At 67.8% G+C, this 13,508-nt stretch carries 16 protein-coding genes and 3 pseudogenes; 9 read left to right on the forward strand and 10 right to left on the reverse strand.

Annotation, left to right across the window (positions count from 1 at the left end; all coding sequences use genetic code 11):
• Positions 1-456 precede the first annotated feature (456 nt).
• Together ACWGKT_RS47300 and ACWGKT_RS47305 are read right to left on the reverse strand one after the other, a co-directional pair.
• Positions 457-906 carry a Fur family transcriptional regulator gene (locus ACWGKT_RS47300; protein WP_453278631.1) on the reverse strand — a complete coding sequence of 150 codons (450 nt, stop codon included), beginning with the start codon at positions 904-906 and terminating at the stop codon, positions 457-459.
• 5 nt (positions 907-911) lie between these two features.
• Positions 912-1,523 carry an ATP-binding protein gene (locus ACWGKT_RS47305; RefSeq protein WP_453278632.1) on the reverse strand — a complete coding sequence of 204 codons (612 nt, stop codon included), beginning with the start codon at positions 1,521-1,523 and terminating at the stop codon, positions 912-914.
• Between the two features lie 532 nt (positions 1,524-2,055).
• Between ACWGKT_RS47305 and ACWGKT_RS47310 the strand changes: the two are divergent.
• The 3 genes and pseudogenes from ACWGKT_RS47310 to ACWGKT_RS47320 form a co-directional block, all read left to right on the forward strand.
• Positions 2,056-2,445 (forward strand): annotated as a pseudogene (locus ACWGKT_RS47310) (transposase); the annotation flags it as partial.
• Positions 2,446-2,493: 48 nt separating this feature from the next.
• Positions 2,494-3,682 (forward strand): annotated as a pseudogene (locus tag ACWGKT_RS47315) (IS3 family transposase).
• Between the two features lie 178 nt (positions 3,683-3,860).
• A complete protein-coding gene (locus ACWGKT_RS47320) occupies positions 3,861-4,295 on the forward strand; it encodes a CBS domain-containing protein (protein ID WP_356157635.1) in 435 nt (144 codons plus the stop codon).
• A gap of 295 nt (positions 4,296-4,590) precedes the next feature.
• On the opposite strand, the gene ACWGKT_RS47325 is transcribed toward ACWGKT_RS47320, so the two are convergent.
• Positions 4,591-5,655 carry an FG-GAP-like repeat-containing protein gene (locus ACWGKT_RS47325; protein WP_453278643.1) on the reverse strand — a complete coding sequence of 355 codons (1,065 nt, stop codon included), beginning with the start codon at positions 5,653-5,655 and terminating at the stop codon, positions 4,591-4,593.
• Positions 5,656-6,457: 802 nt separating this feature from the next.
• On the opposite strand from ACWGKT_RS47325, the gene ACWGKT_RS47330 reads away from it, so the two are divergent.
• Positions 6,458-6,631, forward strand: coding sequence for a hypothetical protein (locus ACWGKT_RS47330; RefSeq protein WP_453278633.1), 174 nt, complete (start codon positions 6,458-6,460; stop codon positions 6,629-6,631).
• Between the two features lie 362 nt (positions 6,632-6,993).
• Here the strand turns inward: ACWGKT_RS47330 and ACWGKT_RS47335 are convergent, their stop codons facing one another.
• Positions 6,994-7,221: a hypothetical protein gene (locus ACWGKT_RS47335; RefSeq protein WP_453278634.1), complete on the reverse strand. Its 228-nt coding sequence runs from the start codon at positions 7,219-7,221 to the stop codon at positions 6,994-6,996.
• 149 nt (positions 7,222-7,370) lie between these two features.
• On the opposite strand from ACWGKT_RS47335, the gene ACWGKT_RS47340 reads away from it, so the two are divergent.
• Positions 7,371-7,799, forward strand: coding sequence for a helicase associated domain-containing protein (locus tag ACWGKT_RS47340; protein WP_453278635.1), 429 nt, complete (start codon positions 7,371-7,373; stop codon positions 7,797-7,799).
• Positions 7,800-8,888: 1,089 nt separating this feature from the next.
• Positions 8,889-9,116, forward strand: a complete 228-nt coding sequence (locus ACWGKT_RS47345; protein ID WP_453278636.1) for a DUF6480 family protein — start codon at positions 8,889-8,891, stop codon at positions 9,114-9,116.
• A 25-nt stretch (positions 9,117-9,141) separates the two neighbouring features.
• Here ACWGKT_RS47345 and ACWGKT_RS47350 read toward each other — a convergent pair whose 3' ends face one another.
• Both ACWGKT_RS47350 and ACWGKT_RS47355 read right to left on the reverse strand, forming a co-directional pair.
• Positions 9,142-9,471: a CBS domain-containing protein gene (locus ACWGKT_RS47350; RefSeq protein WP_453278637.1), complete on the reverse strand. Its 330-nt coding sequence runs from the start codon at positions 9,469-9,471 to the stop codon at positions 9,142-9,144.
• 3 nt (positions 9,472-9,474) lie between these two features.
• Positions 9,475-9,696 carry a CBS domain-containing protein gene (locus ACWGKT_RS47355; RefSeq protein ID WP_453278638.1) on the reverse strand — a complete coding sequence of 74 codons (222 nt, stop codon included), beginning with the start codon at positions 9,694-9,696 and terminating at the stop codon, positions 9,475-9,477.
• On the opposite strand from ACWGKT_RS47355, the gene ACWGKT_RS47360 reads away from it, so the two are divergent.
• Positions 9,695-9,820: a hypothetical protein gene (locus ACWGKT_RS47360; RefSeq protein WP_356157631.1), complete on the forward strand. Its 126-nt coding sequence runs from the start codon at positions 9,695-9,697 to the stop codon at positions 9,818-9,820. The two genes, ACWGKT_RS47355 and ACWGKT_RS47360, sit on opposite strands and share 2 nt — an antisense overlap.
• A gap of 75 nt (positions 9,821-9,895) precedes the next feature.
• Here the strand turns inward: ACWGKT_RS47360 and ACWGKT_RS47365 are convergent, their stop codons facing one another.
• Positions 9,896-10,315 carry a CBS domain-containing protein gene (locus ACWGKT_RS47365; protein WP_356157638.1) on the reverse strand — a complete coding sequence of 140 codons (420 nt, stop codon included), beginning with the start codon at positions 10,313-10,315 and terminating at the stop codon, positions 9,896-9,898.
• A gap of 323 nt (positions 10,316-10,638) precedes the next feature.
• Between ACWGKT_RS47365 and ACWGKT_RS47370 the strand changes: the two are divergent.
• Positions 10,639-10,997: pseudogene (locus tag ACWGKT_RS47370) on the forward strand (transposase); the annotation flags it as partial.
• A gap of 150 nt (positions 10,998-11,147) precedes the next feature.
• Here the strand turns inward: ACWGKT_RS47370 and ACWGKT_RS47375 are convergent.
• From ACWGKT_RS47375 to ACWGKT_RS47385, 3 genes are all read right to left on the reverse strand, one after another.
• Complete coding sequence (locus ACWGKT_RS47375; protein WP_453278639.1) at positions 11,148-11,528, reverse strand: ANTAR domain-containing protein; 381 nt, start codon at positions 11,526-11,528, stop codon at positions 11,148-11,150.
• Between the two features lie 219 nt (positions 11,529-11,747).
• The gene (locus tag ACWGKT_RS47380; RefSeq protein ID WP_453278640.1) at positions 11,748-12,128 is read right to left on the reverse strand and encodes a hypothetical protein; all 381 of its coding nucleotides are present in this window, start codon (positions 12,126-12,128) and stop codon (positions 11,748-11,750) included.
• 264 nt (positions 12,129-12,392) lie between these two features.
• Positions 12,393-12,620: a DUF5133 domain-containing protein gene (locus ACWGKT_RS47385; RefSeq protein WP_453278641.1), complete on the reverse strand. Its 228-nt coding sequence runs from the start codon at positions 12,618-12,620 to the stop codon at positions 12,393-12,395.
• 315 nt (positions 12,621-12,935) lie between these two features.
• Here ACWGKT_RS47385 and ACWGKT_RS47390 point away from each other — a divergent pair.
• Positions 12,936-13,508: hemerythrin domain-containing protein (locus ACWGKT_RS47390; RefSeq protein WP_453278642.1), on the forward strand; the 573-nt coding region annotated here is incomplete at its 3' end.

A 13,508-nucleotide genomic window follows, 5' to 3' on the forward strand; every position in this document is an offset into this window, starting at 1 on the left:
GCCCCCAGCAAGGCAGTTGACTCCTACCACCGGCCTACGACCAACCCGACCTGCCGTCAACCCGCACCACGACCGGATTTAACGAACTACCGGTACATTGATGAGCATGGGCAGGGTCTCTGGCGGCGAAGTCCCCTCAGACAGCAGGTCTGCTCGTTCAGCTGTGCTCGACGCCGGGCGGGCCGTGGCCGCGCGACGCCGCCGCACCGACAGCGCATCCTCGACGTCCTGGCCAGGATGTGCAAGAGCCAAACACCGCTGTCCGACGTAGAAATCACACGCCGGGCCGAAGTCAACCCGCAGTCCCGGCAGCGCCACCGTGACCTCAGACCGCCGTCCTCTGACGAGACCTCGAGGAGGCACGAGCTCAGCTGCGGGCGCTGCACATCCAGAACTCGGTGCCCGTGGACGCCCACCACCCCGCCGCTTGACCGTCAGGCCAAGCGGTCCTGGCCGTCAGGACGCTGTGACCGCAGCCCGGCAGTCAGGACAGAAGCCCCAGAACGTCACTGCGGCCTCCTGGATGTCGTACTCCTCCGGCAACCGGGGCTCCATACACGGAGCCGCACCCACCGCACACTCCACGTCACAGATCGCACCGCACCGACGGCACACGAAGTGGTGGTGGTTGTCGTGGCGCTCGGTCTCGTAACGGGCCGGGTGACCCGGGATCTGAGTGCACCGGACCAGACCGGCGTCCGTGAGGGCGCGCAGCACGTTGTAGGTGGCCTGCAGGGACAGGTGGCCCGTGATCTGCTGCGCACGGTCACGCAGGGTGTCGGCAACCAGGTGTTCGGCCGAATCGGAGACAGCCATCAGCAGGGCCATGCGCGGAGCGGTCACCCGCATGCCCGCCGTGCGCAGCCGCGTCGCGGCCAAGGCCATGGGTTCCTCGGCGCTGGTCACGGTTGTCACGCTGCCTGGCATTTTCTGTCACCGTTCACGACGTCCAGCGCGCCCAAGCGGGTCTCGCCCGGGGCTGCATCCCGGCCGCCCCGGGCACCCCTCCTTTCCAGGCCAGGTGCGTCCGCGTCGGCAGAGAGCTCGAACCAGACGCTCTTACCCACGGGCCCGTGCTCACAGCCCCACCGTGCGGCCAACATGTCCACCAGCGTGAGCCCGCGGCCGTGCTCATCCCCTGGACCTGCCTGCGTCAGGCGGGGAGTTTGCGAAGAGCCGTCGCTGACCAGACAGCGCACATCGGATACCCGCTCGAGGGTGAGGCGCAGCGGACCGGCAGCATGACGCAATGCGTTACTCACCAGCTCGCTGACCAGCAGCTCGGCGGTCGGGACGAGCTCACCCAGACCCCACTGCGGCAACACATCGCGTATGGCAGTCCTCGCCAGGACACACGCGGACGGCGACCACGGCAAGGACCACGGCCCGCCCACGAACGATTCCAAGGTCACGCCCAGGGGTTCACCGGACGGAAGGGGAGGAGCTGAGCACTGCGGACCAGGAGGAGCCGCGTCGGCGATGGTTCCGCCCGGGTGGGGTTCTAGGGGAACTGTGCGGTCCATGAGGGCGCGCCTTCGGGGGGACGGTTTGCAATCTCATTTATGACCGTACGCCGTTTCTGGAGTCGGTCAAGACGCTAGATAGCATCAGAAGGCATGATTCATTCCACTCACTGGAGTCCTGCTTGCGATAGCTGTCGTGCTCGTAGCGCCGTCGGCGAAAAGCGAGATCACACTCGACGTGCCGATGTGCCGGCTGGTGGGGCATCGACCACTCGACACGGCGAACCCACGATCCCCGAGGCCCTCGCTCCGGGAGCGCTCGGGGGCATGCGCCCGACTCCCGCAGCGGCCGCCTCGGGTTCCGCTGCCCCCGTGACCGCCAGGAGCCCAGACGGCTTCGACGCGGCATCGGCACGCCGTCGCAAGCCGACGATGGCTTCTGCCCTCTGAGCGGAAGTACGCCTCCGTCCGTGGAAGTCGGGCGCACAGTTCGCCGCGATCGTGTCCTACCGGAGGGGTAGTCACTGGTTGAGGCTGATCCTTTGGAGTGGACACCCTGACAATGGATTCTGATCCAGGGAGGAATGTCCAGGTGGGACGCCAGTCTCCGTATCCGGAGGAGTTTCGGAAGGACGCCGTCGCGCTGTACCGCGCGTCCGGCGGCAAGCGCACGCACGTGGCGGTGGCCGCGGATCTCGGGATCACCGGGGAGACGCTGCGCACGTGGGTCCGCAAGGACAGCGTCCGGTCCGCGCCCGAGCCGTCAGACAGCAGCGTGCAGAGTCCGGCCGAGGAGCCGGCCCGGCTGCGGGCCGAGAACCAGCGGCTGCTGAAGGAGAGAAAGAGTGGCAGCTGGAGCGGGAGATCTTGCGCCGGGCAGCCGCCTATTTCGCTCGGGTGGTGAAGTGAGCCCCGCCGCTGGGACTTCATCTCCGAGAACCGTGCCGACTTCGGCGTGAAGCGGAATTGCCAGGTCCTGGGGCGTTTCCCCTTGAGCGTGGACACCCTGATCATTGGATCGTGATGATCCATAGGACAGGAGTTCCCGTTAGGGACGTCGAAGTACTCGCCTGAGTTCCGGGCCGATGCCGTCGCGCTGTACCAAGCCAGCCCGGGCGGGACGTACGCGTCGGTGGCCAAGGACCTGGGCGTCAACCACGAGACGCTCCGCACGTGGGTGCGGGATGTCGCGCAGGCCGCCCCGGCCCGCAGCGGTGGAGGCCACCGCGATGGAGATGGAGAACCGGCAGCTGCGGGCGCGGGTGAAGGAACTCGAGCTCGAGCGGGAGATCCTGCGGAGGGCCGCGAAGTATTTTGCGGAGACCAGTTGGTGAGCAGCCGCTTCCAGTTCGTCGAGGATCACCGTGGCGCCTTCGGCGTCAAGCGGCTGTGCCGGATACTCGCGGTCTCGCGTTCCGGCTTCTACCGGTGGCTGGCTGGCGCATCCGCGCGGGCCGGCCAGGCGAGGGCGGATGCCGAGCTCGCCGAGCACATCAACCGGATCCATCAGGAATCGGACGGCACCGATGAGGCTCCGCGCGTCACCGCCGAGCTGAAGGAGACCGGTCAATCACAAGCGGGTCGAGCGCGTCATGCGCAAGTTCCACATCGTCGGGCTGCACCTGCGCAAGAAGGTCCGCACCACCATTCCCGAGCCGTCGGCGACACCGGTGCCGGACCTGCTCCAGCGGGACTTTGCTGCCCAGGAGCCGAACACCAAGTACGTGGGAGACATCACCTATCTCCCGATCGGCAACGGCCAATTCCTTTATCTGGCAACGGTGTTGGACCTGTGCTCGAAACGCCTGACGGGCTGGTCCATCGCCGACCACATGCGGACCGCGCTGGTCACCGGCGCGCTCAGGGCCGCAGCGAGGGCCCGCGGCGGGGACGGTCTGCGCGGGGCGATATTTCACAGCGACAACGGGGCGCAATATGTGTCGAAGGAGTTCGCCCAGGTCTGCTCGGAGCTGGGCGTCACCAGATAGCGCGGCGCGGTCGGCACAAGTGCGGACAACGCCGCCGCGGAGAGTCTGAACGCGACCATGAAGCGCGAGACGCTCCAGGGCCGCAAGCGGTGGAACGGGGCCAATGAGGCCCGCCTCGCGGTCTTCCGCTGGGCGACCCGCTACAACACCCGCCGACGGCACTCCGGCCTCGGCCAGATCAGCCCGATCACCTACGAACAGCGATCAACTACGCTGGCCACCGCCGCATGACGGCCGGTGTCCACGATCACGGGGAAAGGCCCGATCTGCAACCTCCTGACGGCCCAATGATCACAACTGGAGAGCCCCTAGCCCCGAAGGCGATCTTGCTCCATTCGTGGTGTCATCAAAAATAGTCGCCATGCGGCCAACACGCCTGAGATAAACGCTGCGAATAGCGGGAGGAATCATGGCTGGCAAGCTCAGGGCCCGGGACATCATGACCGGCGGAGTGCAATGCGTCGGCGCGCACCAGTCGTTGCAGGACGCTGCGCGGATGATGCGCGATCTGAAGGTCGGCGCGCTGCCCATATGCGGTGACAACAACAGGCTGACGGGGATGATCACCGACCGTGACATCGTCATCAAGTGCTGTGCCGAGGGCATCGACCCCTCGACGGTGCAGGCTGGTTCCCTGCAGGGCGAGATTCACTGGATCGACGCCGAAGCGGACGCCACCCAGGTCTTGGAGACCATGGAACAGCACCGGATCAAGCGCCTCCCGGTGATCGATGTCGAAGGCGGTCACCAGCTGGTGGGCATGATCAGCGAGGCCAACCTCGCCAAGAACCTCACTGACACCCAGCTCGCGGAATTCACCACACGCCTCTACGCGACCGCCTGACGCGCTCCGCCTCGGTCTGGAACTCGTCCGTGACACCGGCAGTGACACGGCGCAGGCGCTCGACCAGCTCGCCTGCGGGGCGTTGGCCACAGGAGCCGTGCCTTGGAACAAAAGAGGGTGCCGGCGCCACCATCCGCACCCCCGGGTCAGATGCGGTCGTCACCGCACCATCATCACTCCCCCTGGTCAGACGGGGAACTCGGGCCTGGAGTGCACAACACAGTGCCCACCGCTCCACGCGGTGGGCACTGTGCGTGACCGTTATCCCGAGGTGAGTTTCGCTCACCTGCGGTTCTCAGCCCCAGATGTCGTAGTACTGGAAGCCGTTGCCGACCGATACCCGGGGGCGAAGATCTCGCGCCTTGGCGGTGCCCTTGTAGAGGTAGAGCGTGCCGCCGGGGGCGCGGGCCAGGAAGTCGGCGATGCCGTCGCCGCTGATGTCGCCGACCGCGTCGAAGGCGTTGTAGCCGGTCCAGGCGCTGCGCACCTTGATCCGGGAGGAGAAGGCCGCGGAGCCGGTCTTGCCGGTGGCCTTGTACAGGTACAGGTCGCCGGTGCCGGCCTGGCGGGCGAGCAGGTCTGCCTTGCCGTCACCGGTGAAGTCGCCGCGACCGCGCACGGAGTTGTACTGGTTCCAGCCGGTGCGGACGGAGAAGCGGGAGCCGAAGGTGCCGTTGCCCTTGCCAGGGTAGATCCACATGGTCCCGCCGGAGTCCACCGACAGGAGGTCGGGCAGGTAGTCGCCGGTGACGTCGCCCGGCGCGATGATCCGGATGCGGGTCTTCCAGCCGGTGAAGATCTTCGTGGCGGTCCAGGAGCCGCCCGTGCGGGCACTGTTGAGCACGAAGTGCTCCCGGTACACGTCACCGGTGGAGGCGACCCGGCAGATCAGGTCCTGGAGGCCGTCCCGGTCCAGGTCCGTCTGGACGACCAGGTTGACGCCGCCCCAGTTGCCCCGGGAGGCGCGGGCACCGAAGGAGCTGCCGCTGGAGTCCTCCTCGTAGCCGGTCTTCGTGGCGGATTCCCGGACGAAGATGTCGGCCCTGCCGTCGGCCTTCCTGTCGAAGGTGCTCAGGTTCGTGTCGTCGATCTGGGCGTAGGCGGAGCTGACGTAGTGGCCCACCTTGGTGAAGACGCTGGAGTAGCCCTGCGCCACGCAGTCCGGGACACCCCAGGAGACCACTCCGGCGAGCCGGCCACCCACGACGAGCGGGCCGCCGAAGTCGCCGTTGCACACCGCGGTGGTACCGGTGTCGCTCCCCCTCTGCGTGCCGACGCAGACCATGCGCCCGGCGACGAAGCCGGTGTCGTAGATGCTGGAGCGACCACGACGACCATCACGCCTCCCGAGGCACAGCAGTGATCACGGGAACGGCAGCGGATCCGCCCCCAGCTTGCTGCCGAACCGGGGAACACAGCGCGCCGGACCGTCAGAGCGATAGACCATTTGGGTGACATGCCCGGCGTCATGTACCACTGGCCCCTCGCATGAGACGACCGGCGCCACCGAAGAGAAACGGGTATCCGCCCCCAGGCGCAGGAACGGGACCGTGCCAACTTCTGTCCACCGACCACGACCACGTGCGGTCGGAGCTCCGGTGTATCGAATCTGCGGCGCCATCGAGGACCACCTCGAAGGAAGGCGCTCCGGGGCCGCCGCAGGGCCTCACGCGCCCGGGGCCGCCGCTGCGGGAGTGCCCACCGTGCACAGCTGCGCCACTGAGGGGAAGCAATGCCACCCTGACGTACGTGGTCCGGGAATGAGTGAAGGAGCAGCGTTTGAACGGACGCCGACGGAGGCGGGCACCATGCTGACGGCGTATCCTCCGCTCCTGCGGGAGCTGGTCGAACGGTGCGAGACCCTCGGGCGGCAGTGGCATCCGGCGGCGGCCCGCGGGTCGCGTGTCAGCTCGAGGACGCGACCTACACACGCTGCGTGTACTCACCGCACCCGCCCGCTGGACACATCCCTGTACGTAGCCCGTCGGCAGCTGGCCGACCATGGACCGACCGCACGCCCAACTCAAATCAAGATCACCAAGGTCGCCGATCACCACTGCCGCGGATGAACCCCAGTTTCCCCGCCGAGGAACCGGAAACCCGGATCATGCCTCCCTATGTCGCTGCGGGGAGGACAAACATGCGAGTCACCGGGAGGGCCGATGAGCCTGTTCCTGCTCCTCATCATCGTGGCGATCGTCCTGGGGATCGTCGGGGTCGCCGCCCACGGTCTCTTCTACCTCCTGATCATCGGCATCGTCGTTCTGCTCGCCGACCTCGCCTACGGAGCAACGCGCTTCCGCAGCAGTCGCAGGCGGCACCGTCTCCTCCATTGACCCGACTGCGGTGACAGCGCGAAGACGGCCGGACAGGTGAGCTGTCCAGGAAGCCCGCCGACACCGCCGACTGACCGTCGCGCTTCTCACAGCCGCTGACGCGCACGTGCAGTTGGAGAGCGGTCAACGTACCGGAGTGCCCTCCCCCAACGCGCTCCCGGCTCGAACGTCGTGCACCGAACTTCCCACGGCGCTGAGTCGGCTACCGCCGGCCTCCCACCGCCCAAAACAGCCTGCGCATGACAGCGGCGAAGGGGAGGCCGGAGGCGAATGTCGCAGCTGGCGCATTCTCCTCCGGCCGTGCGGAACAGGGCACCGTTCGTCAATGTCCGTGATGATGATCGCCTTACCAGGATGCGACCTCACTCGCCCTCGGACGCCTCCTCATCCTCGGCAGGGGCAGCCTCCGCTGCCTCGGTACTCGCTTCGGTTGGGGGTGCTTCGCCTTCAGTCGCAGCCGTCTCGGATTCCGTGCTCTCGCCAGTCGAAGCAGCTTCCGTCTCCCCGCCCTCTGCGGCCTCGCCCGCAGGCTCCTCGCCTGCCGGTGCGGTCGGTTCGGGTTCCTGGGGGGCCTGTTCGGTGTCGCTCATCAGTTCACCTCCTCCCCGTGCCGCACAGTTAGGGAGTTCTGACGTAGGTCGCTGAGAGCCACCGACCCAGAAGCACATAGATATGTGCGCTTTACGCCTTTTGTCCTAGACCTAACGGGCGAGAATGTCAACGGCCCCTGAGGCGAAAGGTGCAGACACGACAGAGCAGTTCACGATCGAGACGTCCCAACAGGGAAGCCACGGTCGATACCCACGATGCCAGCCATCCGGTCGAGCACTCGAACCCGCCCGCCAACGACGAGAAGCCGCGCCCGCGCCGTACGCAGGCCGACAGATCGGCTATCAACCTCGCGGCGGCCCAGCAGTTCTACGAACGCGAATGGCACCTGCGGGTACCCCGCAGGCACGTCGAGGCAATCGCCGTCGGCGGTGACGGAAATGCCCAGGAGTCGCAGGACATCAAATGCGGCGCCTGGATCGGCAAGCAACACACCCACGTCGCGACACTCACCCCTGAGCCCATCGAGCAGCTCTCCGCCATCGGCATGCCGGTGGACGTCCCAGCAGTCGCGCCGGACGCCAGCGGTTTCAGGGCGTTCACTGCCCTGGGTGGTTGAGCGCCTACGGTCGTGGATCATGCGGGGCACGACGGCACTGTCGGGACCACGTACGGCTGCCCCGGGTCCCACTCACAAGCCGGGGGCATCCGGGTGTGCCGTTTCCGGCTCCGCCTGGGGCGCCGGTGGCGGAGGGAACAAGAGATCCTCGTACAGACTCAGCGCCAACACCACAGCCAGGAGCATCACTGGAACGAGCAGGCCCACCACGACGACCATGGCGCCTCCCGGGGCACAGCAGTGATCACGGGAACGGCAGCGGATCCGCCTCCAGCTTGGGCCGAACGGGGGGACACAGCGCGCCGGACCGTCAGAGCGATAGGCCATTCGGGTGATATGCCCGGCGTCACGTACCACCGGTGCCTCGCATGCGACGACCGGCGCCACCGAAGTGAGACGGGTACCCCGCCCCCGGGCGCAAGAACGGGAGCGTGCCAACTTTTGTCCCCGGCCACGATCACGTGCGGTCGGGGCGCAGGTGCATCGAATCTGCGGCGCCATCGAGGACCAACTCGACGAGCAGCGCTCCCGCCGCCGCAGGGCCTCACGCGGCGCTCAGCGGAGCCTGTCACCCCACGCGAGCAGGCCGGTGGTGAGTTCAGCGACCGCCTCCGGAACGGCTCGAGGCGGCCGCCCTTCTCCGGCCTCCCGCGCCGGTGCCGTCGCCATCAGCAGTTCTTCGCACGCACCTGTCGCGCCGTCCGCCCGCGCGTCCACCTCACACCGGGATCACTGAGCGCCGCACTACTCCACTCCCGTGGCCGTGAACCCAGTTTCCCGGCCGCGGAACCGGAAACCCGGACCGCCTCCCCTGCCGTTGGGGAGATGAGGACAATGACACGCCGCCACGGCCAGCTCCTGATCACCGACTACCACCGCTTGCCGGTCGGGGCTCAGGTGCATCGAATCTGCGGCGCCGTCGACGACGCTCCGGCACCGCGCTGTCGGGCGTCGGACACCGGGGCCTATCAAGGCGGATCAAGAGTCACTCCCGGTGCCGCTCCGCCCTTGCACACACCGGTCACGGTGTGCCCGGCCCTGCCGGGCACACCAGCCCCAGCTCGTCCAGAGCCGAGAGGAGCGGGCGTCATGACCAGCCCCGATCCCGAGCCGAAACGCACTCCGGGACTCGAACCCGGCGGCGGCGTACCCCCCGGTGAGACCCCGCCCGCCGAAACCGGTATCTCCGGCATCTCCCACCCGGAGCCACCCGAGCTGCGCAAGGGATGGGGGCCTATGCCGCTCGTCCTGATCACGCTGGTGGTGCTGCTGATCGCGATCGGTCTGGTCGCGATGGTGGTGGCCTTGATCGTCTAGATCCAAAATCGCCGGAACTCACAGCTCACCCCGCTCCCGCACGTACGACACCAGCAGCGGGGCGCGTCGCGGAACGAATCGCGTGTCCTGTGGTCCGCGCCGAACCGAGACCGACGGACCGGGAGCGCCTCCAGCCGGGCCCCGGCTCCCGATGAAGATCCGGCGTCGGTGCCACGATGCGAGAGTGCCAGGCTTCCGGGCCCTCTTCAGCGGCCAGGTAGCAGAGGGACACCACGCCGACGGGCGTGCCGTCCGCGTCGACGACCGGAAGGCGCCGGCCCGCGTGCTCGTGCATCACGCTGGCTGCCTGATCGACCTCCTGGTCCGCGCCGACGGTGACCAGGTCTTCGCCCACCGCTCAGGCCACGGTCGTGTGCTCGGGATCCGTCCCGTCCGCGATAGCGCGGACCACCAGGTCGCGGTCGCTCACCAGTCCCCTCAGCTGATCGCCCTCCGTCACCAGGACCACCCCGACACCCGTGTCGCGCATCAGCCGGGCCACCGATGCCACCGTGTCCTGCACCTGCACCTGCACGGTCACAGGCACATCGGCCATCACGTCGCGCACACGCTGGACCATGACAGGCCCCTTCCACCTCCGGGCGGTGCCGGTCACCGCATGCGGCTGCCGGGTACCCGTCACCGCGGGCCTCACCGTCTGCGCGTCGATCGTCGCCGCCTCCGCCGCACGGCACTGCGCGTGACAGGGCCGAAGGTGCGGTGACAACGCCCCTCCGGCCTTTCCCTTCTGTCGGGTCATCTCTTCCCGAGCATGCCTGTCACGTATTCGGCCTGGCCGAGCTGATGTCGCCGAGCGCCGATTTCCGGTCGCGCTCGATCGCCAGGTCGCCGAGCGAGATGACGCCGACCGGCTCATCGCCCTCGACGACCGGGAGACGGCGAATGGAGTGCTCCCGCATCAACTCCACGGCGCGGTCGAGATCGTCGTCGGGGGTGACGGTGACCAGTTCCTCGCTGCACAGATCAGCCACGGTCATGTGCTGGGGATCCGTGCCCTCCGCGAGAGCGCGCACCACCAGGTCCCGGTCGCTCACCAGTCCGCGCAGGTGCTCTTCTCGTGTGACCAGGACGATGCCGATGTCCTCGTCACGCATCAGCCGCGCCACATCGGTGACCAAAGCACCGGTCTCCACGGACACCGGTGTGTCGGTCATGATGTCACGCACGTGCTGCGCCATGTCGTGTCCCCTTTCCGCAGGTGTCGCGATGCCATCCACCGCTGTCGGTCCGACGAGTACCCCTGCGCCGGAATACGCACGCCGCGATCCCTCCGCCGGCCTGCCCGCCAGGCAGGCGGCAACCCGCGGGTCGTGCAGAAGGCACGGCCCGCAGCCCTGCCCCGCCCCCGCCGCGCCCTTGTGATCATGGGACCAGGTGCCAACCATCCGTGGTCGACACCTCCCCAGCACGCGAGCATCCAAGACCTCAAAGGATGAGGTCGGTCATGACGAGGTGGATCATGGCTTCGGAGCGGGCGGGGAGGGTTTCGTAGTCGCGGGCCGGCCTGCCGCTGTTCGTTATGGTCACCCCGCCCGACATGACCGACCGCGACGCGGCCAGGCAAGTCCTCTTCCGGCTGCGGCTGATGCACCCCGAAATCACCATCGTCTGGGCCGACTCCCCTATGCCGGACAGCACATGACTTCGGCGAAGACCTGCCTGAACCTGACGATAAGCCCGTCAGCCGCCCAAAGAACGTCCCCGGGTTCCTCGTGCTGCCCCGGCGCTGAGGCGTCGAACGCTCACACGCCTGGGGCATGCACGCCCGCCGGCATGCGCGCCTACGAACGGCTCGTCCAGCACTCGGAATCGCTCATCACCTGGGCCGCCATCACCCCGATGATCCGGCGCATCACCCGCCGGGACTCGCGCAGGAGCGGACAGCCGCCCTCCCGCGAGGCTCAACGCGATTGATCCTCGCGGCACTGACGGTCAGCAGTCCCACCAAGAGGTCACAGAGCCCTCACACCTGCCTCATGGCCGCACCACCACGAATTCTGACGGCCGCCCTCATGCCGCCCCCTCGCACCCAGCACCGAATTCGCCCTCGGCCGCCGAGCCCGGTCGCGGCGTTCCACGTCGCCAGCGTTCCACACGGACCTCCAGTTCCCGGGCGACGGGCTGCGACATCGGCCGTCCCAGCGGCCAGTCCACGACCTCCGCTGCCACAGCGTGGAGTTTGATGTTCAAGGACTGGGACACCTCCCGCAGCACCTGCCAGCCGTCGACGGGCGGCACCTGCCACACCGCGACCAGCACCCCGATCGCCTGATCGATCACCGCGTGCGACGCGACCGCCTGCTGCATCTGCGCGTTCTCCTCGCTGAGCCGGGCGATCTTGTCAGCCGCCGCCTGGTCAGCGGGAGACGAGTGATCACCCACAGAAGCCATAACCTCTCCTGAGGACGGGAACAGTACTTACTCCATCCTGCCCCGGCCCGCCGACACCATGGCACACCATCTCCATCCAACCCGCCCAGGTCCTCCGCCACCGAGGTGACGAAGGACCCGCCGGGGGCTGTTGTCCCAACCCCCGCCCCCCGAGTCGCCGCCATCGGACAGCCCACACCCTGCGGCACGACCTCACACCCCGGGCCAGGGCACCAGACCTCAGAGAAGTGGCCTGACCCGCACCTCACCCGTGTCGCGGTCGACCCGCACCGCATGCCCGGTCTGCGCCAGGATCAGCGTCAGCGCGTGACGCAACGCCAAACGCATCCCCTCATGATCCGAGTGATGCAGACCTCCAGGATCCAGCTCGGACCCGGGCTCCCACGTCACGACCACCGCATCCGCCTCCCGACGGACCCGCAGCCCGTCCGCGTCCTTCTCGGACGACGCCAGATCGAAACCAGCCCGTACAAGCGTCCGGCGCACATCAGCCAGCAACCCGTCCTCGTCACCCTCTGCCATCACGCCGAGACCATAGCCCGCGCCCGAGTCAGAGCCTCCGGGACCAGCAACCAACTGTGCGTCGATGAGCACGGCCACGCCTCGAACAACAAATGCGCCGACCCATGACACGGCCCCACTCCGAACACGACGACGGCCTGCACGACCCCAACGGGTCGTGCAGGCCGTCGTCACGCAGAGTCCCGGATGTAGCAACAGCATCCGGTCTGGTCCGGGCCCGCAGGGGCCGACGGCACCCTGCGGCAGACGCCACGTCACACCAGCCAGCGTCCGAGAACTCCCGACGGGCGCCGGGGAGCGGCGGCCCGGTCCACGCACTGCTTGGCAGGCACGTGTAGAAATTCAGGCGGGAACGAGGGAATCGTCGTGTGGGCGGGCGCCGGGCAACTGGTACCGGGCGGCGATGAGAGCGGCGTCGATGTCGCGGGTGCCAGTGGACACACACAATGTGTAAGCGACGTCGTCCATGCGCCGACGGACTTCCTGGCTGCCGTCCTCGGCATGCAGGATCCGCAGCGCGTCGTACTGCTCAACCAGGTTCCACAGGACCGCAGGGTGTGCCATCAGCATCGGGAGCCTCCCCCTCTTTTCAGTCGTCACATCGGCCACACCTCGCCCCTGTTACCCACAGCCCGCACCGTCATACCCGGCCTGCCGGCAGTGACCGCGCTGGCATGGAGTGTGGCGGGTGTCGCTCCTGCCGGTGCACGCCGGTTTGACGCGCTCTGCCGATTGCCGGGATCTGGCCTGTCGTCGCATGGACGGTGCCCACCGACTGGGTGAGGCGCACGCGCGAGGTTCACTTCGCTGCCCGGCTGGGGGGATGACTGTCGGGCGGGGCGGGAGCCCAGCCCCGACAGCGACCAACGAGAGGCGGAATGCGCGATGGGACACGGCGGAGATGTCATCGAGGAGCTGATGACCGACCACCGCGAGGTCGAGGAGATGTTCGGCCGGATCGAGTCGATGCCCGACGGAGCACAGCAACTGCGTGATCTCGTGGACGAGGTCACCATCGAGCTGGTGCGTCACTCGGTCGCCGAGGAGGAATACCTGTACGCGGCGGTGCGCGAGTACATCGAGGGCGGCGACCAGCTCGCGGACAAGGAACTCGCCGACCACGGCCGGGTCGAGAAGATCCTCAGGCAGCTGGAGAAGACGGACGCCGACGCCCCCCAGATGAACCAGCTGCTGCAGCCGCTCATGGAAGAGGTGTCCACCCACGTCCAGGACGAGGAGACCAACCTCTTCCCGAAACTGCGCCAGACCTGCACCGCCGAGACGCTCGACGATCTGGGGGACAAGATCCGCCGGGCCAAGGCCATCGCCCCGACCCGCCCGCACCCCTCCGCCCCCGACACCCCGCCCGCGCCAAAAAAACAAGCCCCGGGGGCCCGGCGGGGGCAACCGGGCCCCGCAATTAAAAAACGGCGCGGGAAAAACAGAAAACCGGGTGCC

The sequence above is a fragment of the Streptomyces sp. NPDC054794 genome (genome assembly GCF_053611585.1).

Excerpts from the sequence above, each read along its gene's own strand:
- ACWGKT_RS47355 (WP_453278638.1), bottom strand. The coding sequence starts at position 9,696 with ATGGTCCAGCGTGTGCGCGACGTGATGGCCGATGTGCCTGTGACCGTG.
- ACWGKT_RS47305 (WP_453278632.1), bottom strand. The coding sequence starts at position 1,523 with ATGGACCGCACAGTTCCCCTAGAACCCCACCCGGGCGGAACCATCGCC.
- ACWGKT_RS47365 (WP_356157638.1), bottom strand. The coding sequence starts at position 10,315 with ATGGCGCAGCACGTGCGTGACATCATGACCGACACACCGGTGTCCGTG.
- ACWGKT_RS47385 (WP_453278641.1), bottom strand. The coding sequence starts at position 12,620 with ATGCTGATGGCACACCCTGCGGTCCTGTGGAACCTGGTTGAGCAGTAC.
- ACWGKT_RS47320 (WP_356157635.1), top strand. The coding sequence starts at position 3,861 with ATGGCTGGCAAGCTCAGGGCCCGGGACATCATGACCGGCGGAGTGCAA.
- ACWGKT_RS47335 (WP_453278634.1), bottom strand. The coding sequence starts at position 7,221 with ATGAGCGACACCGAACAGGCCCCCCAGGAACCCGAACCGACCGCACCG.
- ACWGKT_RS47345 (WP_453278636.1), top strand. The coding sequence starts at position 8,889 with ATGACCAGCCCCGATCCCGAGCCGAAACGCACTCCGGGACTCGAACCC.
- ACWGKT_RS47375 (WP_453278639.1), bottom strand. The coding sequence starts at position 11,528 with ATGGCTTCTGTGGGTGATCACTCGTCTCCCGCTGACCAGGCGGCGGCT.
- ACWGKT_RS47330 (WP_453278633.1), top strand. The coding sequence starts at position 6,458 with ATGAGCCTGTTCCTGCTCCTCATCATCGTGGCGATCGTCCTGGGGATC.
- ACWGKT_RS47360 (WP_356157631.1), top strand. The coding sequence starts at position 9,695 with ATGACAGGCCCCTTCCACCTCCGGGCGGTGCCGGTCACCGCATGCGGC.